This window comes from Pseudomonas sp. IAC-BECa141, from assembly GCF_020544405.1.
Classification (GTDB): domain Bacteria; phylum Pseudomonadota; class Gammaproteobacteria; order Pseudomonadales; family Pseudomonadaceae; genus Aquipseudomonas.
Genome location: NZ_CP065410.1, coordinates 5,694,762 through 5,718,203, shown reverse-complemented (window position 1 = coordinate 5,718,203; position 23,442 = coordinate 5,694,762). Strand labels below are relative to the sequence as shown.

General features: G+C 60.8%; 22 protein-coding genes. 6 read left to right on the top strand and 16 right to left on the bottom strand.

Going from position 1 to position 23,442, the window contains the following annotated elements; translation table 11 throughout:
* Positions 1-130: 130 nt before the first annotated feature.
* The 3 genes from betA to betI all read right to left on the bottom strand — a co-directional run bounded on the left by betA (position 131) and on the right by betI (position 4,189).
* On the bottom strand, positions 131-1,834 hold the full coding sequence (gene betA / locus I5961_RS26220; protein ID WP_227233740.1) for a choline dehydrogenase: 1,704 nt from the start codon (positions 1,832-1,834) through the stop codon (positions 131-133).
* Between the two features lie 179 nt (positions 1,835-2,013).
* Positions 2,014-3,486 (bottom strand): betaine-aldehyde dehydrogenase, encoded by a 1,473-nt coding sequence (betB, locus tag I5961_RS26215; protein WP_085697791.1) that lies wholly within the window; start codon positions 3,484-3,486, stop codon positions 2,014-2,016.
* Between the two features lie 109 nt (positions 3,487-3,595).
* Positions 3,596-4,189: a transcriptional regulator BetI gene (gene betI / locus I5961_RS26210; RefSeq protein ID WP_011336305.1), complete on the bottom strand. Its 594-nt coding sequence runs from the start codon at positions 4,187-4,189 to the stop codon at positions 3,596-3,598.
* Between the two features lie 482 nt (positions 4,190-4,671).
* On the opposite strand from betI, the gene I5961_RS26205 reads away from it, so the two are divergent.
* Positions 4,672-6,612 carry a BCCT family transporter gene (locus I5961_RS26205; RefSeq protein ID WP_227235638.1) on the top strand — a complete coding sequence of 647 codons (1,941 nt, stop codon included), beginning with the start codon at positions 4,672-4,674 and terminating at the stop codon, positions 6,610-6,612.
* Between the two features lie 208 nt (positions 6,613-6,820).
* Here the strand turns inward: I5961_RS26205 and choV are convergent, their stop codons facing one another.
* From choV to I5961_RS26190, 3 genes are all read right to left on the bottom strand, one after another.
* A complete protein-coding gene (choV, locus tag I5961_RS26200) occupies positions 6,821-7,999 on the bottom strand; it encodes a choline ABC transporter ATP-binding protein (protein WP_085697789.1) in 1,179 nt (392 codons plus the stop codon).
* Positions 7,996-8,841 (bottom strand): choline ABC transporter permease subunit, encoded by an 846-nt coding sequence (gene choW, locus I5961_RS26195; protein WP_007959749.1) that lies wholly within the window; start codon positions 8,839-8,841, stop codon positions 7,996-7,998. The genes choV and choW overlap by 4 nt, the downstream gene beginning before the upstream one ends.
* A gap of 77 nt (positions 8,842-8,918) precedes the next feature.
* A complete protein-coding gene (locus I5961_RS26190; RefSeq protein WP_085697788.1) occupies positions 8,919-9,869 on the bottom strand; it encodes a choline ABC transporter substrate-binding protein in 951 nt (316 codons plus the stop codon).
* 435 nt (positions 9,870-10,304) lie between these two features.
* Here I5961_RS26190 and I5961_RS26185 point away from each other — a divergent pair, with 435 nt between their 5' ends.
* Together I5961_RS26185 and I5961_RS26180 are read left to right on the top strand one after the other, a co-directional pair.
* Positions 10,305-11,681 (top strand): L-serine ammonia-lyase, encoded by a 1,377-nt coding sequence (locus I5961_RS26185; RefSeq protein ID WP_227233739.1) that lies wholly within the window; start codon positions 10,305-10,307, stop codon positions 11,679-11,681.
* Between the two features lie 470 nt (positions 11,682-12,151).
* On the top strand, positions 12,152-13,255 hold the full coding sequence (locus I5961_RS26180) for a GlxA family transcriptional regulator (protein ID WP_007959756.1): 1,104 nt from the start codon (positions 12,152-12,154) through the stop codon (positions 13,253-13,255).
* A 115-nt stretch (positions 13,256-13,370) separates the two neighbouring features.
* Here I5961_RS26180 and I5961_RS26175 read toward each other — a convergent pair whose 3' ends face one another.
* The 6 genes from I5961_RS26175 to choX form a co-directional block, all read right to left on the bottom strand.
* Complete coding sequence (locus I5961_RS26175) at positions 13,371-13,631, bottom strand: hypothetical protein (RefSeq protein WP_085688602.1); 261 nt, start codon at positions 13,629-13,631, stop codon at positions 13,371-13,373.
* A 273-nt stretch (positions 13,632-13,904) separates the two neighbouring features.
* Positions 13,905-15,068 carry a gamma-butyrobetaine dioxygenase gene (locus tag I5961_RS26170; RefSeq protein WP_085697786.1) on the bottom strand — a complete coding sequence of 388 codons (1,164 nt, stop codon included), beginning with the start codon at positions 15,066-15,068 and terminating at the stop codon, positions 13,905-13,907.
* Positions 15,069-15,092: 24 nt separating this feature from the next.
* Positions 15,093-15,569: a thioesterase family protein gene (locus I5961_RS26165; RefSeq protein WP_085697785.1), complete on the bottom strand. Its 477-nt coding sequence runs from the start codon at positions 15,567-15,569 to the stop codon at positions 15,093-15,095.
* A 128-nt stretch (positions 15,570-15,697) separates the two neighbouring features.
* On the bottom strand, positions 15,698-16,663 hold the full coding sequence (locus I5961_RS26160) for an L-carnitine dehydrogenase (protein ID WP_085697784.1): 966 nt from the start codon (positions 16,661-16,663) through the stop codon (positions 15,698-15,700).
* 141 nt (positions 16,664-16,804) lie between these two features.
* The gene (locus I5961_RS26155) at positions 16,805-17,692 is read right to left on the bottom strand and encodes a 3-keto-5-aminohexanoate cleavage protein (protein ID WP_085697783.1); all 888 of its coding nucleotides are present in this window, start codon (positions 17,690-17,692) and stop codon (positions 16,805-16,807) included.
* Positions 17,693-17,767: 75 nt separating this feature from the next.
* Complete coding sequence (choX, locus tag I5961_RS26150; protein WP_227233737.1) at positions 17,768-18,712, bottom strand: choline ABC transporter substrate-binding protein; 945 nt, start codon at positions 18,710-18,712, stop codon at positions 17,768-17,770.
* 192 nt (positions 18,713-18,904) lie between these two features.
* Here choX and I5961_RS26145 point away from each other — a divergent pair, with 192 nt between their 5' ends.
* On the top strand, positions 18,905-19,849 hold the full coding sequence (locus I5961_RS26145) for a GlxA family transcriptional regulator (protein ID WP_085688589.1): 945 nt from the start codon (positions 18,905-18,907) through the stop codon (positions 19,847-19,849).
* A 138-nt stretch (positions 19,850-19,987) separates the two neighbouring features.
* Here I5961_RS26145 and I5961_RS26135 read toward each other — a convergent pair whose 3' ends face one another.
* The 4 genes from I5961_RS26135 to I5961_RS26120 all read right to left on the bottom strand — a co-directional run bounded on the left by I5961_RS26135 (position 19,988) and on the right by I5961_RS26120 (position 21,612).
* Complete coding sequence (locus I5961_RS26135) at positions 19,988-20,404, bottom strand: DUF3010 family protein (protein WP_227233736.1); 417 nt, start codon at positions 20,402-20,404, stop codon at positions 19,988-19,990.
* A gap of 32 nt (positions 20,405-20,436) precedes the next feature.
* The gene (locus tag I5961_RS26130; RefSeq protein WP_227233734.1) at positions 20,437-20,760 is read right to left on the bottom strand and encodes a helix-turn-helix domain-containing protein; all 324 of its coding nucleotides are present in this window, start codon (positions 20,758-20,760) and stop codon (positions 20,437-20,439) included.
* Complete coding sequence (locus I5961_RS26125; RefSeq protein ID WP_085697779.1) at positions 20,744-20,998, bottom strand: type II toxin-antitoxin system RelE family toxin; 255 nt, start codon at positions 20,996-20,998, stop codon at positions 20,744-20,746. Before I5961_RS26125 ends, I5961_RS26130 begins: the two co-directional genes overlap by 17 nt.
* Positions 20,999-21,210: 212 nt before the next feature.
* Positions 21,211-21,612, bottom strand: a complete 402-nt coding sequence (locus tag I5961_RS26120; protein WP_085697909.1) for a lysozyme inhibitor LprI family protein — start codon at positions 21,610-21,612, stop codon at positions 21,211-21,213.
* A gap of 234 nt (positions 21,613-21,846) precedes the next feature.
* Here I5961_RS26120 and I5961_RS26115 point away from each other — a divergent pair, with 234 nt between their 5' ends.
* A complete protein-coding gene (locus I5961_RS26115) occupies positions 21,847-22,824 on the top strand; it encodes a dipeptidase (RefSeq protein ID WP_039768004.1) in 978 nt (325 codons plus the stop codon).
* Positions 22,825-22,901: 77 nt separating this feature from the next.
* Positions 22,902-23,432 (top strand): DUF5943 domain-containing protein, encoded by a 531-nt coding sequence (locus tag I5961_RS26110; protein ID WP_227233733.1) that lies wholly within the window; start codon positions 22,902-22,904, stop codon positions 23,430-23,432.
* Positions 23,433-23,442: the final 10 nt, after the last annotated feature.

Here is a 23,442-nt window from a genome sequence, read left to right as displayed (position 1 = left end):
GGGGGTGAAACGATTGGGCGAGGACTAGAGTAGGCCTGCGAGGGGGTAGGATCAAGTGAAGAGGGGGTGTAGGAAACAGCTGATCGCTCCCACGCAAAACGTGGAAGCGATCAAGGGGGAGTGTTACGGCTTACTGAGCAACAGTGCTCACTTCACGCATCGGCTTGCCTTTCACCGGCGCATCGCCAGCGACGTAGTACGGCGCCTTGCTGCGCGGCAGTGGCTGACGACCACGGATCTTGTCGGCGATTTTCTCGGCCATCATGATCGTCGGCGCATTCAGGTTGCCGGTGGTGATGATCGGCATGATCGAAGCATCGACCACACGCAGACCCTGCATGCCATGCACGCGGCCCTGGCCGTCCACTACGGCCATCTCGTCGGTGCCCATCTTGCACGAGCAGGATGGGTGGAACGCGGTTTCGGCGTGCTCGCGGATGAACTTGTCCAGCTGCTCATCGGTTTGCACTTCGATGCCCGGGCTGATTTCGCGGCCACGGAAGGCGTCCAGTGCAGGCTGTTGCATGATTTCACGGGTCAGGCGGATGCCGTCACGGAATTCCTGCCAGTCCTGCTCGGTGGCCATGTAGTTGAACAGGATGCTCGGGTGCTGGCGCGGATCCTTGGATTTGACCTGGACGCGACCGCGGCTCGGCGAACGCATGGAACCCATGTGCGCCTGGAAACCGTGCTCTTTCACACCGTTGCTGCCGTTGTAGTTAATCGCCACCGGCAGGAAGTGGTACTGGATATTCGGCCATTCGAATTCCGGACGGGTGCGGATGAAACCGCCGGCTTCGAACTGGTTGCTGGCGCCGATGCCGGTGCCGTTGAACAGCCACTCGGCACCGATGGCCGGCTGGTTGTACCAGAGCAGCGACGGGTACAGCGAAACCGGTTGGGTGCAGGCGTATTGCAGGTACAGCTCGAGGTGATCCTGCAGGTTTTCGCCGACGCCCGGCAGATCGTGAACGACCGGGATGTCGAGGCTTTCCAGCAGTTTCGCCGGGCCGACACCGGAGCGTTGCAGCAGTTGCGGCGAAGCGATCGCGCCGGAGCAGACGATGACTTCCTTGCGGGCACGGGCTTCAACGCGCTCTTCGGCAGCGCCGACCAGGTAACGCACGCCAACGGCACGTTTGCCTTCGAACAGAACCTTGTCAGTCAGGGCGTGAGTGACGATGGTCAGGGTCGAACGCTTTTTGGCCACGTCCAGGTAACCCCGGGCGGTGGAAGCACGACGGCCGTTCGGCGTCACGGTGCGGTCCATCGGGCCGAAACCTTCCTGCTGGTAGCCGTTCAAGTCTTCGGTGCGCGGGTAACCGGCCTGTACGCCAGCTTCAACCATCGCGTGGAACAGCGGGTTGTTGCCTGCCTTCGGCGTGGTCACGCTGACCGGACCGTCGCCACCGTGGTAGTCGTTCGGGCCGATGTCGCGGGTTTCCGCTTTACGGAAGTACGGCAGGCAATCGAGGTAGGTCCAGTCTTCCAGGCCTGGCAGTTTCGCCCAGCCGTCGTAGTCCATCGCGTTGCCGCGGATGTAGCACATGCCGTTGATCAGCGAGGAACCGCCGAGGCCCTTGCCGCGACCGCATTCCATCCGGCGACCGTCCATGTGTGGCTCTGGATCGGTTTCGTACGCCCAGTTGTAGCGACGACCTTGCAGCGGGAAGGCCAGAGCGGCCGGCATTTGCGTGCGGAAGTCGAGACGGTAGTCCGGGCCGCCGGCTTCGAGCAGCAGGACGGTGACGCCTTCGTCTTCAGTCAGGCGGGTCGCCAGGGTGTTACCGGCAGAGCCGGCACCGACGATGATGTAATCGAATTCTTGGGACATTGCATGCACCCTCTTTGAAAGTTGGTCAGGTCAGGCCTGGCGAGTGCTTTGCACTCGATTCGCGGGCAAGCCCGCTCCCACAGGGATCGGGGCTGCCACAGATTGGGTGGGCGACACCCGACCTGTGGGAGCTGGCTTGCCAGCGAAGGTGGCCTCGCGAGCAATACAGAACTCGGGTCTTAGAACACCGAGACGTAATCGCCCAGTTCGACCTGTACCGATTTGATGCGAGTGAAGTTGTTCAGCGAGCTGATGCCGTTCTCACGGCCGACGCCCGACTGCTTGTAACCGCCAACCGGCATTTTTGCGTCGGACTCGCCCCAGGCGTTGATCCAGCAGATACCGGCTTCCAGTTGATGAATCACGCGGTGGGCGCGGTTCAGGTCGCGGGTGACGATACCGGCGGCCAGGCCGAAGTCGGTGTCGTTGGCGCGACGGATCACTTCTTCTTCGGTTTCGTAGGTCAGGATCGACATCACCGGGCCGAAGATTTCCTCACGGACGATGGTCATGTCGTCGGTGCAGTCGGTGAACACGGTCGGAGCCACGAACGCGCCCTTGGCGAATTCGCCGTCGGTCATGCGCTCGCCGCCGCACAGAACGCGGGCGCCTTCTTCTTTACCCTTGGCGATGTAGCCCAGCACGTTTTCCATGTGCGCGAAGCTGACCAGCGGGCCGAAGTTGGTGTTTTCATCTTCCGGGTTGCCAACGCGGATGCGGGCGACGCGCTCGACGATCTTGGCTTCGAAAGCGGCTTTCAGGTGGCTCGGCACGAACACGCGAGTGCCGTTGGTGCAGACCTGACCGGAGCTGTAGAAGTTGGCCATCATGGCGGTGTCGGCGGCGCGATCCAGGTCGGCGTCGTCGCAGATGATCAGCGGGGACTTGCCGCCCAGCTCCATGGTCACGTCTTTGAGCGACGAAGCCGAAGCGCTGGCCATGACCTTTTTGCCGGTGTCGGTGCCGCCGGTGAAGGAGACTTTCTCGATGCGCGGGTGCTCGGTCAGCCAGGTGCCGACTTCACGGCCGCTGCCGGTCAGCACGTTGAACACGCCGTTCGGAACGCCGGCTTCGGTGTAGATCTCGGCCAGTTTCAGGGTGGTCAGCGAGGTGACTTCGCTTGGCTTGAAGATCATCGCGTTACCGGCCGCCAGGGCTGGAGCGGATTTCCACAGGGCGATCTGGATCGGGTAGTTCCACGCGCCGATACCGGCGACAACGCCCAGCGGTTCGCGACGGGTGTAGACAAACGAGGTGTCACGCAGCGGGATCTGCTCGCCTTCGATGGCAGGCACCAGGCCTGCGTAGTATTCCAGCACGTCGGCGCCGGTGACGATGTCGACGTACTTGGTTTCGGAGAAGGCTTTACCGGTGTCCAGGGTTTCCAGGGCAGCCAGTTCATCGTTGCGCTCGCGCAGGATGTCGACGGCGCGACGCAGGATGCGCGAACGCTCCATGGCGGTCATCGCGGCCCAGATTTTCTGGCCCTTTTCGGCGCTGACCACAGCACGCTCGACGTCTTCCTTGGTCGCACGTTGCACGTGTGCGAGGACTTCACCGTTAGCCGGGTTGATGGCTTCGAAGGTGGCATCGCTGCCGGCGTCGGAGTACGCGCCATCGATGTAGAGTTTTTGCAGTTCGAAACGGGCCATAGTGTCCTCGCAAGTGCATTAGTGGTTGGCGTTGGTCACCGGGTGAGCCATGTAGCTGTGGCATCGCTGGTCGGTGACAGTTCAGGGGGCCGAGCGTTTTCTCTGTGCTCTAGCTCACCTGCTTGGCCAATTGGAAATCCATGTATTCGTAAGCGATCTGTTGCGCCTGCGCAGTGTCGAAAGCGTCTCCCGACAGCGCGCCGCGCAACCACAAGCCGTCGATCAGAGCTGCCAGTCCACGGGCGGCGGTGCGCGCATCTTCGAGCGGCAACACACGGCGGAACTCGCAGCACAGGTTGGAATACAGACGGTGATCGTTGATCCGCTGCAACCTGTGCAAAGACGGCTGGTGCATGCTGGTGGCCCAGAAGGCCAGCCAGGTTTTCATTGCCGGGCCATTGACCTGGCTGGCGTCGAAGTTGCCTTCGATGATCACCTGCAGATGCGCCCGGGGGCTGCTGTCTGCCAGCGCCTGACGGCGCGCGGTGACGTTCTCGCTGAGGACGCTCATCAGATACCGCATCGTGGCGGCGATCAGGCCATTCTTGTCCTGAAAGTAGTGACTGATGATGCCATTCGAGACACCGGCCAAACGGGCGATCAGCGCAATGCTGGCGTCCCCCATTCCGACCTGATCGACCGCCTGCAAAGTGGCTTCGATCAGTTGTTGGCGGCGGATGGGTTGCATACCGACCTTGGGCATCTTGCACATCTCCTTAGGCCTTCCGACGGGCGATGAACGCCTGGCGGATTGAGGGCCAGTCTATTTTGTTTTGATTGAACGTTCAATCAACAAAGAATAAGATCTGCGACAAATCGTCGCTGCCTACAGATTTTTCCTACGTGTAAGTGGCGATAAACCGACATCCGAAAATGCTCGAAACCTGCGCGGGGCAAGGCGCGGTTCGACGTTCGATGGACGTGTTGAATGGGCAAGACGCTCAAGGCCAGGTTTCGGATGAACGTCCATGCCTCGGCCACGACGGCGATTCGCGGTGCCATCTCTGCAGGTTCGGGCTTTTTTCGGGGTGTCTTTATATCACCCGCCGGTCGGCTGCCAACTAACCGATTGGTCGGGTTCCGTGTTGCCTTGTGTTCTTCTCTCGCACTGCCTGGAGCATTTGTGCCATGAGTTCTGCCTCGCTTATAAAGACCCCGCCCGAGAAGGTGACGGTCAACGGTTGGGTGTTCTACACCTCTACCGCGCTGATTCTGTTGTTGACCGCCATTCTGATCATCGCCCCGCAAGAGGCCGGCAGAATGCTGGGAGTGGCTCAGGCCTGGTTGTCCCGCAGCTTCGGCTGGTACTACATGGTGGTGATCGCCGCTTATCTCGTTTTCGTGGTCGGCCTGGCGTTTTCCTCCTACGGCAAACTCAAACTGGGTGGCAAGGACGATACCCCTGACTTCAGCTACGGCGCCTGGGCGGGGATGCTGTTCTCGTCGGGTATCGGTATTTCGCTGTTGTACTTCGGCGCTTCCGAGCCGCTGGATCACTACTTCAACCCGCCGGAAGGGGCATCGGCCACCAACCTGGCGGCGCGTCAGGCTGTTCAGCTGACTTTCCTGCACTGGGGCCTGCACGGCTGGGCGATCTACGCGCTGGTCGGTCTGGCCGTGGCTTATTTCGCTTACCGTCATAACCAGCCGCTGGCCCTGCGTTCGGCACTGTACCCGCTGGTGGGCGAGCGTTGGGTCAAGGGCGCTGCCGGTCATGCGGTAGACGGCTTCGGCATGTTCGTGACCCTGCTGGGTCTGGTGACCAACCTGGGGATCGGCTCGCTGCAAGTGTCTTCGGGTCTGGAAAACCTGTTCGGCATGGAACACAGCAACACCAACCTGCTGATCGTGATCATCGTGATGAGCACCGTGGCGACCATCGCTGCCGTGTCCGGTGTGGAAAACGGCATCCGTCGTCTGTCCAACCTCAACATCATCCTGTTCAGCGGCCTGCTGATTTTCGTCCTGCTGTTCGGCCCGACCCTGCACCTGCTCAACGGCTTCGTGCAGAACATCGGCGACTACCTCAATGGCGTAGTCATGAAGACGTTCGACCTGTACGTCTATGAAGGCGACAGCGAGAAGTCCGACCGCTGGCTGGGCCTGTGGACTCTGTTCTACTGGGCCTGGTGGATTTCCTGGGCCCCATTCGTCGGCATGTTCATCGCGCGTATTTCCCGTGGTCGCACCGTGCGTGAACTGGTGGCCGGCGTGTTGTTGATTCCGCTGGGTTTCACCCTGGCGTGGCTGTCGATCTTCGGTAACTCGGCGCTGGATCTGGTGATGAACCAGGGCGCGGTGGAACTTGGCAAGACGGCGCTGGAACAGCCGTCGATGGCGATCTATCAACTGCTTGAACACTACCCGGCGTCGAAAGTCGTCATCGGTGTGTCGATTTTCGTTGGTTTCGTGCTGTTCCTGACTCCGGCCGACTCCGGCGCGGTGATGATGGCGAACCTGTCCTGCAAGGGCGGCAACGTCGACGAAGACGCCCCGCACTGGCTGCGGATCTTCTGGTCGGTCGTGATCACCCTGGTGACCATCGGCCTGCTGTTCGCCGGTAACTTCGAAGCCATGCAGACCATGGTGGTGCTGGCCGGTCTGCCGTTCTCGGTGGTGCTGGTGTGCTTCATGTTCGGCCTGCACAAGGCGATGCGTCAGGACATGCAGATCGAACAGGAGCAGGCGCAACTGGCTGAACGCGGTCGTCGTGGTTTCAGCGAGCGTCTGACCCAGCTGGATCTGCAACCGAGTCAGTCGGTGGTGCAGCGCTTCATGGACAAACACGTCAGCCCGGCGCTGGAAGATGCCGCTGCGCAAATGCGTGCCCAGGGCCTGGAAGTGCAGACGCTGCTGGGCAAGTCCAAGCGTTGCATGGGCGTACGGGTCGAGATGGAAGAGGGCAACCCTTTTGTCTACGAAGTGAGCCTGGACGGCTATCTGGCCACCCCGAGCGAGTCGGCTCAGTCCGATGAAGCGCGCCAGCGTTTCTACCGCGCCGAGGTGTACCTGCACAACGGCAGCCAGGACTACGACCTGATGGGCTTCACACAGGATCAGATCACGCGCGATGTGCTCGATCAGTTTGAAAGCCATCGGCAACTCCTTGGCCGGGTCTATAGCTGAGTTGTGATCCAGGATCGTTCCCACGCTCCGCGTGGGAATGCAGCCCAGGACGCTTTGCGTCCTATCGATGCCAAGCTTGAAATCGGCAGCGCGGCTGGAACGCGGAGCGTCCCTTGAGGCATTCCCACGCGGAGCGTGGGAACGATCATCATGTCCTGATAAACAAAAACGCCGCGATCCTCTCGCGGCGTTTTTGTGTCTGTTCTCTTTACCCCAGGTTCTTGCCGAGCAGCGCGTGATACAGCTCGCTGTCGCCCAGAATCCCCACCACATGATTGTTATCGTGCAGCACCAGTTTGTTGCCGGTCTGGTAACGGATCTGCAACGCGTCGCGCATGCCGATGTTCGAGTCCACCAGTGTCGGTTTGCGTTCCAGTCCTTCCACGGCTTGCCCCGGTGCCCAGTTCTGCAGGTTCAGCACTGAACCGTTCTGCCGCGCACCCTTGATGGTGTTGCCTTCGGCCAGGTCCAGCCACGAGTCGCCACCCGGATCCAGACACACCGAACCGTTGATGCGTTTGCAGTTGTCCAGGGTGCGCATCAGGCTGCGACCACACAGCACGTTCAGCGGGTTGGTGTGGGCGACGAAGGTCCGCACGTAATCGTCCGCAGGATTGAGCACGATCTCTTCCGGCACGCTGTACTGGATGATCCGGCCGTCTTTCATGATCGCGATTCGGCTGCCGAGTTTCAGCGCCTCGTCGAGGTCGTGGCTCACGAATACGATGGTCTTGCTCAGCTTGCGTTGCAGCTCCAGCAGCTCATCCTGCAAACCCTGACGGATCAGCGGGTCGAGGGCGGAGAACGGTTCGTCCATCAGCAGAATGTCGGCGTCCATCGCCAGCGCACGGGCCAGGCCGACACGCTGCTGCATGCCGCCGGACAGCTCGTCGGGTTTCTTGTTGCGCCATTGGGTCAGGCCCACCAGTTCGAGTTTTTCATCGACCAGTTTGCGTCGTTCCTTCTCCGGACGGCCCTGCATTTCCAGACCGAAACTGATGTTCTCGCGCACCGTCAGCCAGGGCATCAGGGCGAACTTCTGGAACACCATCGCGATGCGTTTGGTGCGCATCATTTTCAGCTCGGCCGCAGAGCAGGAGGCGATATCGATCTGCTTGCCTTCGTGTTCGACGAACAGCTTGCCGCGGCTCACGGTGTTGAGGCCGTTGATGCAGCGCAGCAGGCTCGACTTGCCGGAGCCGGACAGGCCCATCAGTACGCAGATCTCGCCTTTGTTGATGTCCAGGCTGGCCTTTTCGACACCGACGATCTGCCCGGTCTTTTTAAGGATTTCGCTACGGGTCAAGCCTTGATCGAGAAGTTTCAGTGCTTCGCGCGGATCTCTGGTGAAGATCACGTCAACGTTATCGAAGCGAATTATGCTCATGCGTCACCCCCTACTTTGGCGTCGGGTTGTTTGCAGATACGGTCGAGCATGATCGCCAGCAGTACGATCGCCAGGCCCGCTTCGAAGCCCAGGGCGATATCAGCAGTGTTCAGTGCGTTGACCACCGGTTTGCCGAGTCCGTCGGCGCCCACCAGTGCCGCGATCACCACCATCGACAGCGACAGCATGATGCACTGGGTGATGCCGGCCGCGATGCTCGGCATGGCGTGAGGCAGTTCGATCCGTGAAAGCAGTTGGCGACGCGAGCAGCCGAAGGCCTTGCCGGCGTCCATCAGTTCTTGCGGGACATCGCGGATGCCCAGATAGGTCAGGCGGATCGGCGCGGCGATGGCGAACACCACCGTCGAGATCAGGCCTGGCACCACACCCAGCCCGAACAGGGTCAGGGTAGGAATGAGGTAAACGAAGGTCGGTACGGTCTGCATCAGATCGAGTACCGGCCTCATCAAAGTGTAGAACATCGGTTTGTGCGCGGCGACGATGCCCAGCGGCACGCCGATGACCACGCAGACCAGGGTCGCGAACATGACCTGGGCGAGGGTTTCCATGGTTTCCTGCCAGTACCCCAGGTTGAGGATCAGCAGGAAGGAGGCGACCACGAACGCGGTCAGGCCCCATTTGCGTTGAATGAAGTGGGCCAGCAGGGCGATGAGGCCAATCAGCACCAGCGGGTTGAACCAGGTCAGCGCAAACGTCACGCCGTGGATCATCGTTTCCAGGGTCACGGCGATTGCGTCGAAGGTGTTGGCGCCGTGTTGCGTCAACCATTCAACGAAGCCCGCGATGTACTGGCCTAAAGGGATTTTCTGATCAATCAGCATGGTAGTGAACGTCCGCATGCAAGGAAATAAACAGCCCGGACGGCGTACGCCGCCCGGCATAAGCGATGCTCCTTAATTCAAGGCTGGGCAATCTTGGCTTTCACGGCCTCCAGGCCTGGTTTGCCGTCAATGGTGGTCACGCCAGCGAGCCAGGTATCGAGCACCTGTGGATTCTTTTTCAGCCAGGCCTTGGCGGCCGCGTCAGGCTTCATCTTGTCGTCCAGGATGTTGCCCATCAGTTCGCTTTCCATGTCGACGGTGAACTCCAGGTTTTTCAGCAGTTGGCCAACGTTGCTGCATTCCTCGACGTAGCCCTTGCGGGTGTTGGTCGCGACGGTCGCCGCGCCGAAGTCCGGGCCGAAGAAATCATCGCCGCCAGTCAGGTATTGAATCTTGAAGCGCTTGTTCATCGGGTGCGGTGCCCAGCCGAGGAACACCACGGCAGTGTCGCGTTTCTGCGCACGGTCGACCTGCGACAGCATGCCCGCTTCGCTGGATTCGACGACCTTGAAACCGGCGGTCTTCAGGCCGAAGGCGTCCTTGTCGATCATGCTCTGGATCAGGCGGTTGCCGTCGTTGCCCGGCTCGATCCCGTAGATCTTGCCGTCGAGTTCTTTCTTGAATTTGGCGATGTCGGCGAAGTCGTGCAGACCCTTGTCATACAAGGCTTGCGGAACGGCGAGGGTGTATTTGGCGCCCTTGAGGTTGGTGCGCACGGTTTCCACGGTGCCGGCGTCGCGGTAGGCCTTGATGTCGTTTTCCATGGTCGGCATCCAGTTGCCGAGGAACACATCCATGTTCTTGCCGTCGGCCAGAGACTTGTAGGTCACGGGTACGGAAATCATGGTGGTCTTGGTCTTGTAGCCGAGGGCGTTGAGCACGACGGAGGTGGTGGCGGTGGTTGCGGTGATGTCGGTCCAGCCGACATCGGAGAAGTTCACGGTACTGCACTGCGCCGGTTCTGCGGCTTGAGCCAGCAATGGCAGACTCAGCATGGCGGCCAACAACAACGACGGGGAACCTTTCATGAATGGGGACTCCTTGGTGTTTTTTTGGCAGTGTTCCGATTGGACCACCGCACTTATGGGTTGCGGTTGGATGGCGTTCTGGAGACAGCTCTACCGCAGCGCCTTGCAATCGAGTCGATACGATCATGTACCAGTGAAAATCTGACGCCTACAGGGTGCGTCGTATCCAGTACAGGGATGGTCGCATCCAGTGTCAGTGACGTCGTTTACAGCTTTTTTCTGCCCTGTCTGGCCATCTGAACCGCATAAAAACGGCGAAAACACGGGCTGAAACCGGCACGGCGTTAGTGGGCATGAGTACGTCGGTGTCAGACGCCGAGCGACCCGGGAAAAGCCCGATGATGCGGGCATTCCGGCGGATCGCAGCTTGAGCGTAGCAGCTCCGCCAGCGGGCGTTTCATGCCCCGGACCGGCACTCTCAGGAGCTCTGCAGCAATGGCTATCAGCGTTTTCGACCTGTTCAAAATCGGCATCGGCCCTTCCAGTTCCCACACCGTCGGGCCCATGCGCGCCGCCGCCCTGTTTGTCGAGTCATTGCGCGACAAACACCTGCTGGAGCAGGTGCGCCGCATCGAGGTGCAGCTGTTCGGTTCGTTGTCGGCCACCGGTGTCGGTCATGGCAGCGACAACGCGGTGATCATGGGCCTGATGGGCGAGTGGCCGGACGCGATCGACCCGTCGCAGATCGGCCCGCGCATCCAGGTCCTGCGCGAAACCCACACGCTGTTGCTCGACGGTCGTTTGTCGGTGCCCTTTATATGGGGCCGCGACATGCGCCTGATCGACGAGAACCTGCCGTTCCACCCCAACGCCATGACCCTGGTTGCCGAAGGCGATCACGGCGAGCTGCATCGCGACACCTACTATTCGGTCGGCGGCGGTTTTGTGGTGGATGAGGCGCAGGCCTCCAGCGGCGTGGTGGATCTGGATCGCACTGAATTGCCCTACGACTTCTCCAGCGCGGTGGAGCTGCTGGAACTGTGCAAGACCCACAACCTGCGCGTGGCCGAATTGATGATGGCCAACGAGAAGGTCTGGCGCAGCGAAGAGGAAATCCGCGCCGGCCTGATGAAACTCTGGCGGGCGATGCAGGATTGCGTCGAGCAGGGCCTCAAGCACGAAGGCATCCTGCCCGGCGGCCTCAACGTGCGCCGCCGTGCGGCGAAGTTGCACCGCAGTCTTCAGGAATTGAACAAGCCCAACGTGATCGGCTCGACCCTCAGCGCGATGGAGTGGGTCAACCTGTTCGCCCTGGCGGTGAACGAGGAAAACGCCGCCGGCGGCCGCATGGTCACGGCGCCCACCAACGGCGCGGCGGGGATCATTCCGGCGGTGTTGCACTACTTCATGAAATTCAGCGAGGCGGTGACCGACGCCAACGTGGTCGATTACTTCCTCGGGGCGGCGGCGGTGGGGATTCTGTGCAAGAAGAATGCTTCGATCTCCGGCGCTGAAGTCGGCTGTCAGGGGGAGGTCGGTTCGGCCTGTGCGATGGCGGCGGCCGGTTTGGCCGAAGTGCTCGGTGCTTCGCCGGAGCAGTTGTGCAACGCGGCGGAAATCGGCCTCGAACATAACCTCGGCCTGACCTGCGATCCGGTGGGTGGTCTGGTGCAAGTGCCGTGCATCGAGCGCAATGCGATTGCGGCGGTGAAGGCGATCAATGCGGCGCAGATGGCTTTGCGTGGCGATGGTCAGCACTTCATTTCTCTGGACCGGGTGATCCGCACCATGCGCGATACCGGCGCCGACATGCATGACAAATATAAAGAGACTTCGCGGGGCGGGTTGGCGGTCAGCGCGGTGGAATGCTGATACCTGGTCGCCCCAATCGCTGGCTTGCCAGCGATGAGGCCGGACCAGTCAAAACTGCGCGTTAAGTGCACACCGGAATCAAAACGCGCCACCTTTTGGCGCGTCGTTATCAGATAAGCGTCTTTCCCACCTCCAGCGCCTGATTCGAAGGCGCTACCGTCCGTCACCTGTGCCTGCGGTGACACTGTAGGACAATCGTGCGCAGGCCAGTTCCCACAAGTGCTACCGATTTGCTCACACGCTTCGGAGCAGGGCATTCGCGGCCGCTGATGGCACTTCGAATTACCCTTCGTTGGAGCGCTTGTATAGACGCGTCGCGACGTCGTTTTCAGGAGTTATTGAACAGCCATTCAAATTTAGGCATGGCAATTGCTCTGTCATAACAAAGCCCGTCTCACGCAAGAGAACGATGGCAATAACAAGAGCCTCCGCCTGAGGCCATCACCCGCTTTGTGTGAGGAGATACCGCGATGACGTCGTTCAACTCCGGGGCTCAACCCCAGAACCGTGCGCCTCAATCCATCGGCTTTCTGCTGCTGGACAATTTCACGCTGATTTCCCTGGCTTCCGCAGTCGAACCACTGCGCATGGCCAACCAGTTGTCCGGTCGGGAGCTGTATCGCTGGACCACCCTCACCGTCGACGGTGGCCAGGTCTGGGCCAGTGACGGTCTGCAGATCACCCCCGACGCCTCCATGCACAAAGCTCCGGCCCTCGACACCATCATCGTGTGCGGCGGGATCGGCATTCAGCGCACCGTTACCCGCGAACACGTGTCGTGGCTGCAAAGCCAGGCGCGTCAGTCGCGCCGCCTCGGCGCCGTGTGCACCGGCAGCTGGGCCCTGGCCTGCGCCGGTCTGCTCGACGGTTTCGATTGCAGCGTGCACTGGGAATGTCTGGCGGCGATGCAGGAAGCTTTCCCGCGCGTTGCGATGAGCACCCGCCTGTTCACCCTCGACCGCAACCGTTTCACCAGCTCCGGCGGCACCGCGCCGCTGGACATGATGCTGCACCTGATCAGCCGCGATCACGGTCGTGAGCTGTCAGCCGCGATCTCCGAGATGTTCGTCTACGAACGCATCCGCAACGAGCAGGATCACCAGCGCGTGCCGCTCAAGCACATGCTCGGCACCAACCAGCCGAAACTGCAGGAAATCGTTGCGCTGATGGAAGCCAACCTGGAAGAGCCGATCGACCTCGACGAACTGGCGGTGTACGTCGCCGTGTCCCGTCGTCAGCTTGAGCGCCTGTTCCAGAAATACCTGCACTGCTCGCCGTCGCGCTACTACCTCAAGCTGCGGCTGATCCGCGCGCGGCAACTGCTCAAGCAGACGCCGATGTCGATCATCGAAGTGGCGTCGGTCTGCGGCTTTGTGTCGACGCCGCACTTTTCCAAGTGCTACCGCGAGTACTTCGGCATTCCGCCGCGCGACGAGCGCGTCGGCTCCAACACCACCCAGCAGGTGGCGATGATGCCGCTGCCGCAGGCCATCGTGATGTCGCCGCTGTCCGGGCCGATGTCGGCGCTCAGTCAGGCACGCAACGAGTCCACTTTCGCCAGCGTAAGGCTCTGAATCGAGTCATCGTTCAATCGCTGGCAAGCCAGCTCCCACACTGATTTGTGCTGAACACTTTAACTGTGTCCGGCACAAATCCTGTGGTAGCTGGCTTGCCAGCGATGAGGGGTTGTCAGGCGCGGGTTTGCTGGTACTGCGCCAGTGCCGGCAGCAACTGCTTGTCGATGGCTTCGCGCACGATCGGCTGAATGCTCGCGCTGCTGGTGTACATCTGCTTGACCATGGTGCGCAGCGTGTTGGCCCGCACATCGTCCAGCCCCCGCACCGCGCATTCACAGGCCTGCTGGGCAGTGGAGCCCGACGGTACTTCGAATCCCAACGACTTGAGCTGGCCCAACAGGTCTTCCTGATCGATCAAATCGGCATACATCATGACGCGAATCCTTCTTTGGCAACGGAGGTCGTGGCTCGATTCTGGTAGGCATGCCCAGGCACGGCAAGGGCGATTTGTCGCAGTGGCCGCGACGGCTATGAACAGGTCGTTTTCGGCTAACTTGCCGGCCAGGGGAGTGGGCACACTGGCCTCAGCTCGCTTCACGAAGGTTTGGTCACCCTCGGTATGGCAGCTCCTCAACAGTACCCTCGCCCCGATCCTGTCACGGCTTGCATCGGGGCTTTTTTTGTCTGCGAATAAGGCTGACGCGGGCTAGCGCTGCAACACCAGAATCCGCGACAGCAATTCGTCCCGGTCGATATAGCAGCCCTGAAAATGCCGGGCCCCGGTGGACGGGTCGAAGGCATTGCGTGCATGCAAGGTGCGGCGGTTGTCGAAGCACCACAGCTCGCCCGGGTTGAGTCGCTGCATCACCCGGAAGCGCGGCTCGCGGGTCATGGCGATGAAGCGTCGGTAAGCGCGATACAGCAGCGGCATCTGTTCCACGGACGTGTCGAACGCGCCGCGCAGAAAGTTGGCCATGCGGATTTCTGCGACCCGGCCCAAGGCATCCAGAGCGATGATCGGGGCGAGGCAGCGATAATCACTGTGGCGGTCCTTGTTGCGAAACTCTACCGGGATTTCGCACAGCGCCTGAAACGACGTGGGATCTTCCTGACGCAGCGCTTCGGCAATCGCAAAACCGTCGACAAAAATACTCTCGCCACCCTCGGCATCGTTCACCAGACAATGCAGAAATTGCAGCCCCGGTTGCAGCTCGCGAGTCGGCAGATCCGTGTGCAATGGCAGGTTGAAAGCGGTGTAGGCATTGCTGTCGGCATCGGCCTTGGATTGAACGTTGAACAGCACGCCGAAGTTGCTCTCGCGGATGAATGAAATGCGCTGGGCGATCAGCTTCAGCGAACCGGGCTCGGTGGGTACGCCGCGCACCTGGGTCAGACCGATGTCGCGTACCGCCAGCAACCATTGCAGCAGTGCGGCGTTGTCGTGCATCAGGGCTGAATAGTCGAACACCGGCAGCTGCAAATCGCTGCGCCACAGGAAGGGTTTCGGCTTGGCGGCGAGGCGTTCGGAGCGGGATTCGTCGTCGTAGGCGTGGGCCCGCAGCCAACCCGCATCGAAGCGGCTGAGGTGGCCGTCCTGCCAGTCGATGCGCAGGCAGCCATCGGTGTCGATATGCGCAGCGGAGGGCGATAGATCCGGCGCTGCGTCGACAATCTCGAACACCTGCTCGCGGGTGACGCTGTAGACGCAGTGCGGACACGGACAGTTGTCCCGCAGCCACACGTGGTGGAACGGGCTGACACGCCCGTCGGCCCATTCAATCAGGACGCGATCCGCCAGGGTCTGCACGCCGTTCAGCGCGCTGATCAACGGATAAGTACGGAAATCGGCAACTGCGACGGCGGTTTGCATGGCGGCTCCTTGCGATGGATGGATTTACCGGGCCGGGGGCAGGGCGATGACCCGGCCGATGTAAGCAGGGGCGGGCAGGTCGGCCTGCTCGGCGACGATGGCTTGCAGACGGCCCAGGGTGTCCGGGGTAAACGGTGCGGAACGCGGGCCGGCGAGGTCGACGTGCAGCAGCATCTGTTCGTTGCCGGCCAGTTCCTGGTCACCGCCGGCCAGGTGCAGGCTGTGATAGAGGTGCAGGCGTTTCTGGTCGTGGCCGATGATCTGCGTGCGCACTTCGACTTCGGCGTCGAGCTTCACTTCGTGCAGATAGTTGAGGTGCAGTTCGAGGGTGAACAGCGAATGACCGCTGGCCTCACGGTTGTTGCTATCCATGCCGAGGCGATCCATCAGGGCGTCGGTGGCGTAGCTGAAGATCAGCAGATAGAAGGCGTCGCGCAGATGGCCGTTGTAGTCGACCCAGTCGGGGATGATTCTGGTTTGGTAGGTGGTGAGGGTTGGCATGGCATCTGTTCCGACATTGATGTTGTCTGGGTTGCCGTCTTCGCGAGCAAGCTCGCTCCCACAGTTGAATGCAGTCCCCTGTGGGAGCGAGCTTGCTCGCGAAGAGGCCGGAATTGCTGGCGCAAGGATTACTCGCTGAAACTCATCCCGTGCTTTTCTTTGGTGGTCTTCACCGCCTCAAGCACCGCCAGCAAGCAATCATCACGATAGCGCTCCAGCGCCGAAATACTGTGCCGGCCCAGCTGATCGCTGGTGCCATCCACCACATCGTCGATCAACTTGTCGGTCAATTCCGGTGCCGGCAGGTACGTCCACGGCAGCTGCAACGCCGGGCCGAACTGCGACATGAAATGGCGCATGCCGGCATCGCCACCGGCCAGGGTGTAAGTCAGGAACGTGCCCATGAACGACCAGCGCAGACCGGCGCCAAAGCGGATCGCATCGTCGATTTCACCGGTGGTCGCCACACCGTCGTTGACCAGATGCAGTGCTTCGCGCCACAGCGCTTCGAGCAGGCGGTCGGCGATGAAGCCCGGCACTTCCTTGCGCACATGCAATGGGCGCATGCCGAGGGATTCGTAGACTTTCATCGCCGCTTGAACGGCTTGCGGCGCAGTGTTCTTGCCGCCGACCACTTCCACCAGTGGCAGCAGGTAAACCGGGTTGAACGGGTGACCGACCACGCAGCGTTCCGGGTGGGTCGAGCTCTCGTAGAACTCGCTCGGCAACAGGCCCGAAGTGCTGGAGCCGATCAGGGCGTTCGGCTTGGCCGCCGCACTGATTTTGCTGTGCAAATCCAGTTTCAGTTCGAGGCGTTCCGGGGCGCTTTCCTGGATGAAGTCCGCATCGCGCACGCACTCTTCGATGGTCGCCACAAAGCGCAGGCGATCCTGCGAAGCGCCCGGCGCCAAGCCGTTTTTCTCCAGCGCGCCCCAGGCGTTGGCTACGCGTTTGCGCAGCGCCGCTTCGGCACCCGGCGCCGGGTCCCAGGCCACCACGTCGAGGCCGTGGGCGAGGGCGCGGGCGACCCAGCCGCTGCCGATGACGCCGCTGCCCAGTGCTGCGAAGGTTTTGATTTCGGTAATAAAGCTCATGGTGATTTCCTAGGAAAAATCGGTGATTCCCTGTGGGAGCGAGCTTGCTCGCGAATGCGGCGACACTGCTGATGAAGATGCTTCGGATGTACCGGCCTCTTCGCGCGCAGGCTCGCTCCCACAGGGTTTGATGTGTGGCCGTCAGCCGCGCTGGGTCAGGCCCATTTTCTTGCGACCTTCTGCCGGGGTCAGCACCCGGGCGCCGAGGCGGCTGAGGATCTCGGTGGCGCGTTCGACCAGTTGGCCGTTGGTCGCCAGCACGCCTTTGTCCAGCCACAGGTTGTCCTCCAGACCGACCCGCACGTTGCCGCCGAGCAGCACCGCTTGCGCGGCCATCGGCATCTGCATCCGACCGATGCCGAACCCGGCCCACACAGCGTCGGCGGGCAGGTTGTCGACCATGGCTTTCATGGTGGTGGTGTCGGCCGGCGCGCCCCACGGGATGCCCAGGCACAGCTGGAACAACGGGTTGTCGAGCAGGCCTTCCTTGATCATCTGTTTGGCGAACCACAGGTGACCGGTGTCGAAAATCTCAAGCTCGGCCTTCACGCCCAGCTCGGTGATGCGTTTGGCACCGGCGCGCAGTTGGGCCGGGGTGGAGACGTAAATGGTGTCGCCGTCGCCGAAGTTCAGGGTGCCGCAATCCAGGGTGCAGATTTCCGGCAGCAGTTCTTCGACGTGGGCCAGGCGGGTCAGCGGGCCGACCAGATCGGTGTTCGGACCGAACTCCATCGGGCGCTCGCCCGGGCCGATTTCCAGGTCGCCGCCCATGCCGGCGGTGAGGTTGACGATGATGTCGACGTCGGCTTCGCGGATGCGCTCCATGACTTCGCGGTACAGCGCCACGTCACGGCTGAACTTGCCGGTCTGCGGGTCGCGGACGTGGCAGTGCACGACGGTGGCGCCGGCCTTGGCCGCTTCTACTGCGGCGGCGGCGATTTGCTTTGGAGTGACCGGCACGTGAGGGCTTTTGGCGGTCGTGTCGCCAGCACCGGTGAGTGCGCAGGTGATGATGACGTCGTGGTTCATGGTGCGTTTTCCTTCAGGCGTGATGGGTCTGTTCGCAGCCCGTGGCGGGCTGCGAAGTGGTTCTTTCGTTGCGATTTATTTGCTGGTGAGCTGGAGGTTTTCAGCCGCCGGTTTGCCATCGAACGTGGTGACGCCTTCGAGCCAGCGCTGTTTGTCCTGCGGGTGATCCTTGAGCCATTGCCTGGCCGATTCGAAAGCGTCCTTGTGATCGAGCAGCGGCTGCATCATCCGGCTCTCGTCTTCGGCGGTGAACGTCAGGTTGCTCAGCAGGCGACTGACGTTCGGGCATTGTTCGGCGTATTTCGGCGCGGTGACGGTCCACACGGTGGCCATGCCTTCGTTCGGGCCGAGGGCGTCTTCGCTGCCGGTCAGATAAGTCATCTGCACGTTGACGTTCATCGGGTGCGGCGCCCAGCCGAAGAACACCACGGCTTCCTTGCGGCGCACCGCGCGATCGACGGCGGCGAGCATGCCGGCCTCGCTGGATTCCACGAGCTGGAACTTGCCGAGGCCGAACTGGTTCTTCGCAATCATCGCCTTGATCTGGGTGTTGGCGCCCGAGCCTGGCTCGATGCCGTAGATCTTGCCGCCCAGTTCCTTTTCAAACCTGGCGATGTCGGCGAAGGTTTTCAGGCCCTTGTCCGCCAGATAAGTCGGCACGGCGAGGGTGGCGCGGGCGTCCTTGAGGCTCGGTGCTTCAAGCACCTTGACCTGGTTGGCGTCGACGAACGGGGTGATGGTCTGGGTCATCAGCGGGTTCCAGTAGCCGAGGAACAGATCCAGACGCTGGTCGCGGATGCCGGCGAAAACGATTTGCTGAGAGGCGCTGGTCTGTTTGGTGCTGTAGCCGAGTCCGTCGAGCAGAACCTGGGCCATGGCGCTGGTGGCGATCACGTCGGTCCAGTTCACCACGCCCATGCGCACGTTCTGACACGATGCGGAATCGGCCGCCATGACACTGGCGCTTAAAAACGCGGTACCGCTGAGTGCGAGAACACAGCTGCTGATCAGTCGTTTCATGTCGGGTTCCTCGGCAGGTCGTTATTGTGGATCCCGGCGTCTGTCGCGCCGGTGATGCCAAGTTACGCAGCAATGCCCCTGTGAAAACGCACTGCGGCGACTGGCTCTTGCACTGTAGCGACCTGTGCTCTTGAATGCCGCCGACAACTGGCGTATCAACGTTGCACGCTACCCGCTGACCGAGTGCGCACCATGTCCCAGGATTTCTACTTTTTGTTGATGCCGGGTTTTTCGGCCATCGGTTTCATCTCTGCGATCGAACCGCTTCGGGTGGCCAACCGCTTTCGCGGTGAGCTGTACCGCTGGCACGTCTTGAGCGCCGATGGCGGAGCGGTGCTGGCGAGCAACGGGATGTCGGTCAACGCCGATGCGGCGCTGGAGCCCCTGAAGAAAGGGGCGACGCTGCTGGTGGTCGCCGGGTTCGAGCCGTTGAAATTTGCCACTCCGGCGCTGGAACACTGGCTGCGACGGCTGGACAACGAAGGCGTAACCCTCGGCGCGATCGACACCGGCAGCTTCGTCCTCGCCGAAGCAGGCCTGCTCGATGGTCATCGCCTGACCCTGCACTGGGAAGCCATCGACGCCTTCAAGGAATCTTATCCACAGCTCAGCGTCACCCAGGAGCTGTTCGAGATCGACCGTCGGCGCATCACGTCTGCCGGCGGCACCGCGTCCATCGACCTGATGCTCGACCTGATCGCCCAGGCCCACGGCCCGCAACTGGCGATCCAGGTCAGCGAGCAGTTTGTATTGGGAAGGATTCGTCCGCGCAAGGACCACCAGCGCATGGAAGTCGCCACGCGCTACGGCATCAGCAACAAGAAGCTGGTGCATGTGATTGGCGAGATGGAGCAGCACAGCGAACCGCCGCTGACCACCCTCGAGCTGGCGGAATCGATCAAGGTGACGCGGCGGCAACTGGAGCGGTTGTTCCGCCTGCACCTGAACGACACACCGAGCAATTTCTATCTGCGCTTGCGGCTGGAAAAGGCCCGGCAGCTGTTGCGCCAGACCGACATGAGCGTGCTGGAAGTCAGCATCGCCTGCGGGTTTGAATCACCGTCGTACTTCACCCGCAGCTACCGGGCGAAGTTTGCCCGGTGTCCGAGAGAGGATCGGCGTACCGCTCAGGCTTGATTTTGAGGCCAGAAAAAGAACCTGTGGGAGCGAGCTTGCTCGCGAATGCGGCGGGTCATACAACAAATATGTCGACTGATACTCCCTCTTCGCGAGCAAGCTCGCTCCCACAGTGGTTTGTGTTGGCTGGATAAATTCCTACTTCTTCAATAGCGCCGAACACGCTGCTTTGTAGGCTTCATGCTGATACTTGTTCAGCGTGCCCGGCAGCTCAAAGTTGTGCTTCTTGGCCTGGGCATTGATCGTCTGCGGCGAAAGCAGCGTCACCTCGCAACCGTCCAGCAACTGAAACACACCCTCGATCTTGAACGTGGTCGGCCCACCGGCAAACTCGCCTTTTTTGCTGCGCTTCTTGATCGCGATGCGATCGATGGAGTTCTCGCGCACAAACGATGCGACCTGCGCGGCGAACAGTTTGACGTTGGCCGCCTCGTCGTCATCGTCCAGAGCGATTTTCTTGGTGTTCAAAGCGACATGGCTCAACACCGAACCGTCGAGGGACGCCACGGCGATGATCGCTTCACTGCCTTTGATTTCGATACCGCAGATGTTCATGTGAATCCCTTGATTGGCGGAAGAGGTGCAGCTTACAGCTCAAGCTGGTTGGCGGTGATACCAAACGCCGCTGCAATCTTTTCGCGAGTGACCTTGCGCGGCTTTGCAACGCTTTCCTGCTGGGCAAAGGCAGGCTGTGAAATGCCCATGCGCCGAGCTACTTCTTCCTGGGTCAGGTTGAGATGTTCGCGCCAGGCCCTGATCGGAGTTGCCCCGTCGACAATACGACTGACCACCTCATGGGGAATCAGGTCAGGCTCCATTTTCTGCGCCACATATTGCGCGTAAGGAATGACTACGAAAGCGGGTTTGCCCTCGGAATCATTGATGATTTGGATGTCAGTAAGTGCGTTCATCGCGTTTTTTTACCTCTTGAATACTGACCACTTTGATCGCGCCATCCCAGTCGAACATGACTCGGTAATTACCGACGCGCAGCCGATAGGCGTAGTCATGACCAACCAGTGCTTTCACATTACCCACATCAGGCATGTCAGCAAGCACCGTGATGGCATCTCTGACCTGACACTGATGAGCGGAGTGCAATTTCAGGAGTTGCTTAACGGCCTTTCGGTTCCAGTGGATGCTGTTCATGGCAGAATATAAGTCTTTTATAAGATTTGCGAATCTTTGCTTATATTTTTCAGGTGGCCAATAAACAAAACTTGACGCTATGTTTCATGGAAAGCCCCGAGAACAGAGGCTTCAGACAGAATCTGTGGGGCAGATCTGAACGCTTTGTGGGAAAAGATTCTTTTGCATCAGAAAGCTGAAAATACTTCCAGCTTTCTCCGGTGAATAAGCGATTACTCCTGCCCAATCGACTCCAAAAACTCCGACCGCTCGTCACTCATCCGCGCCACGCAGTCATTCTGCGCAATCTTGAACGCCTTGCTGCCGTCCGTCGCCGGGAAGGCTTCGACGGCGCAGTCGGCGTCGCGGGTTTTCAGCCATTGTTGCTGGGCGGCCTTGAGTTTGGCGGTGATGTCGGCCAGTTGCGCCGGGTTCTTGCCGTAGGTGGCCTGCATACGCTCGTTCAGGCTGGCGTAGTTGTCCTTGAGCAGGTCTTCGGCGGTGGTGCGGCTGTAGGTCGAGCATTCCAGGGTCTGAACGTCGTTTTCCACCGCATCGCACGGGTTGTTGTCGGACTCTTCGGCGGCGTGTACGCCGGTCGCAATCAGGGCCAAAGCCAGGAAGATCGATTTCATTGATGTCGCCGCTCTAATCCAGTGGTGTTTCCGGGATGCGGCAGATTCTGGCTCAAGCTCGCGGGCTTGAACAGGTGGCCGGTCGGACCGGTTGGCGACCCTTTGTCGCGGATTGACGCTTTCGGCAATTCCCCTGTCGTTTTTGCACCCGGCTGGTCGCGCACCGAGGCATATGCTGGCCCCAAAGCGCCGGCAGACGATTCGGCGCATGAATCGCCAATAAGGGGACGCCTGATGAGCCCAGCCGAATTACACGCCGACAGCATCGTTATCGACGGTCTGATCATTGCCAAATGGAACCGCGAGCTGTTCGAAGACATGCGCAAGGGCGGTCTGACGGCGGCCAACTGCACCGTGTCGGTGTGGGAGGGTTTTCAGGCCACGGTCAACAACATCGCGGCCAGCCAGAAACTGATTCGTGAAAACAGCGACCTGGTGATCCCCGTCCGCACCACCGCCGATATCCGCAAGGCCAAGGAGCAGGGCAAGACCGGCATCCTGTTCGGCTTCCAGAACGCCCACGCGTTCGAAGACCAGATCGGCTATGTCGAGGTGTTCAAGCAGCTCGGCGTCGGCATCGTGCAGATGTGCTACAACACCCAGAACCTGGTGGGTACCGGTTGCTACGAACGTGACGGCGGCCTGTCGGGCTTCGGTCGCGAAATCGTCGCCGAAATGAACCGTGTCGGCGTCATGTGCGACCTGTCCCACGTCGGCTCCAAGACCTCCGAGGAAGTCATCCTCGAATCGAAAAAACCGGTTTGCTATTCCCACTGCCTGCCGTCGGGGCTGAAAGAGCACCCGCGCAACAAATCCGATGAAGAGCTGAAATTCATCGCCGACCACGGCGGTTTCGTCGGCGTGACCATGTTCGCGCCGTTCCTGGCCAAGGGCATCGATTCGACCATCGACGACTACGCCGAAGCCATCGAATACACCATGAACCTGGTCGGCGAAGACGCCATCGGTATCGGCACCGACTTTACCCAGGGTCACGGTCAGGACTTCTTCGAATATCTGACCCACGACAAGGGCTACGCCCGCCGTCTGACCAACTTCGGCAAGATCATCAACCCGCTGGGCATCCGCACCGTCGGCGAGTTCCCGAACCTGACCGAAACCCTGCTCAAGCGCGGCCACTCCGAGCGCGTGGTACGCAAGATCATGGGTGAAAACTGGGTGAACGTCCTGAAAGACGTCTGGGGCGAATAAGCCGCCGCTTCCCGAATACTTTCCCCCGGCCGTCCGCGCCGGGGGCAACACCAAAATTTTTCTGGAGTTAAGTTTCCATGGCCAAGATCGCCCCGCAATTGCCAATCGAAGTCGACAGCGAGACCGGTGTCTGGACCTCCGACGCCCTGCCGATGCTGTACGTGCCACGGCATTTCTTCGTCAACAACCACATGGGCATCGAGGAAGTGCTGGGCGCCGAGGCCTATGCCGAAATCCTCTACAAGGCCGGCTACAAATCCGCCTGGCACTGGTGTGAAAAAGAAGCCGAGTGCCACAGTCTGGAAGGCGTCGCGGTGTTCGAGCACTACATGAAGCGCCTGTCGCAGCGCGGCTGGGGCCTGTTCAAGATCCAGGACATCGACCTCGACAAAGGCACCGCCAGCGTCAAGCTCGAACACTCGGCGTTCGTCTACGTCTACGGCAAGGTCGGGCGCAAGGTCGACTACATGTTCACCGGCTGGTTTGCCGGAGCGATGGATCAGATCCTCGCCGCTCGCGGCAGCAAGATCCGCACCGTGGCCGAGCAGGTCTACGGTGGCTCCGAAGAAGGCCACGACGACGGCCTGTTCACCGTCAAGCCGTTGTAAGTCGAGGAAC

What these genes read in the sequence shown, in the direction of transcription:
- betA (WP_227233740.1), bottom strand. Translation starts at nt 1,834, where the DNA reads ATGTCCCAAGAATTCGATTACATCATCGTCGGTGCCGGCTCTGCCGGT.
- betB (WP_085697791.1), bottom strand. Translation starts at nt 3,486, where the DNA reads ATGGCCCGTTTCGAACTGCAAAAACTCTACATCGATGGCGCGTACTCC.
- betI (WP_011336305.1), bottom strand. Translation starts at nt 4,189, where the DNA reads ATGCCCAAGGTCGGTATGCAACCCATCCGCCGCCAACAACTGATCGAA.
- choV (WP_085697789.1), bottom strand. Translation starts at nt 7,999, where the DNA reads ATGAGCATAATTCGCTTCGATAACGTTGACGTGATCTTCACCAGAGAT.
- choW (WP_007959749.1), bottom strand. Translation starts at nt 8,841, where the DNA reads ATGCTGATTGATCAGAAAATCCCTTTAGGCCAGTACATCGCGGGCTTC.
- I5961_RS26190 (WP_085697788.1), bottom strand. Translation starts at nt 9,869, where the DNA reads ATGAAAGGTTCCCCGTCGTTGTTGTTGGCCGCCATGCTGAGTCTGCCA.
- I5961_RS26185 (WP_227233739.1), top strand. Translation starts at nt 10,305, where the DNA reads ATGGCTATCAGCGTTTTCGACCTGTTCAAAATCGGCATCGGCCCTTCC.
- I5961_RS26180 (WP_007959756.1), top strand. Translation starts at nt 12,152, where the DNA reads ATGACGTCGTTCAACTCCGGGGCTCAACCCCAGAACCGTGCGCCTCAA.
- I5961_RS26175 (WP_085688602.1), bottom strand. Translation starts at nt 13,631, where the DNA reads ATGATGTATGCCGATTTGATCGATCAGGAAGACCTGTTGGGCCAGCTC.
- I5961_RS26170 (WP_085697786.1), bottom strand. Translation starts at nt 15,068, where the DNA reads ATGCAAACCGCCGTCGCAGTTGCCGATTTCCGTACTTATCCGTTGATC.
- I5961_RS26165 (WP_085697785.1), bottom strand. Translation starts at nt 15,569, where the DNA reads ATGCCAACCCTCACCACCTACCAAACCAGAATCATCCCCGACTGGGTC.
- I5961_RS26160 (WP_085697784.1), bottom strand. Translation starts at nt 16,663, where the DNA reads ATGAGCTTTATTACCGAAATCAAAACCTTCGCAGCACTGGGCAGCGGC.
- I5961_RS26155 (WP_085697783.1), bottom strand. Translation starts at nt 17,692, where the DNA reads ATGAACCACGACGTCATCATCACCTGCGCACTCACCGGTGCTGGCGAC.
- choX (WP_227233737.1), bottom strand. Translation starts at nt 18,712, where the DNA reads ATGAAACGACTGATCAGCAGCTGTGTTCTCGCACTCAGCGGTACCGCG.
- I5961_RS26145 (WP_085688589.1), top strand. Translation starts at nt 18,905, where the DNA reads ATGTCCCAGGATTTCTACTTTTTGTTGATGCCGGGTTTTTCGGCCATC.
- I5961_RS26135 (WP_227233736.1), bottom strand. Translation starts at nt 20,404, where the DNA reads ATGAACATCTGCGGTATCGAAATCAAAGGCAGTGAAGCGATCATCGCC.
- I5961_RS26130 (WP_227233734.1), bottom strand. Translation starts at nt 20,760, where the DNA reads ATGAACGCACTTACTGACATCCAAATCATCAATGATTCCGAGGGCAAA.
- I5961_RS26125 (WP_085697779.1), bottom strand. Translation starts at nt 20,998, where the DNA reads ATGAACAGCATCCACTGGAACCGAAAGGCCGTTAAGCAACTCCTGAAA.
- I5961_RS26120 (WP_085697909.1), bottom strand. Translation starts at nt 21,612, where the DNA reads ATGAAATCGATCTTCCTGGCTTTGGCCCTGATTGCGACCGGCGTACAC.
- I5961_RS26115 (WP_039768004.1), top strand. Translation starts at nt 21,847, where the DNA reads ATGAGCCCAGCCGAATTACACGCCGACAGCATCGTTATCGACGGTCTG.
- I5961_RS26110 (WP_227233733.1), top strand. Translation starts at nt 22,902, where the DNA reads ATGGCCAAGATCGCCCCGCAATTGCCAATCGAAGTCGACAGCGAGACC.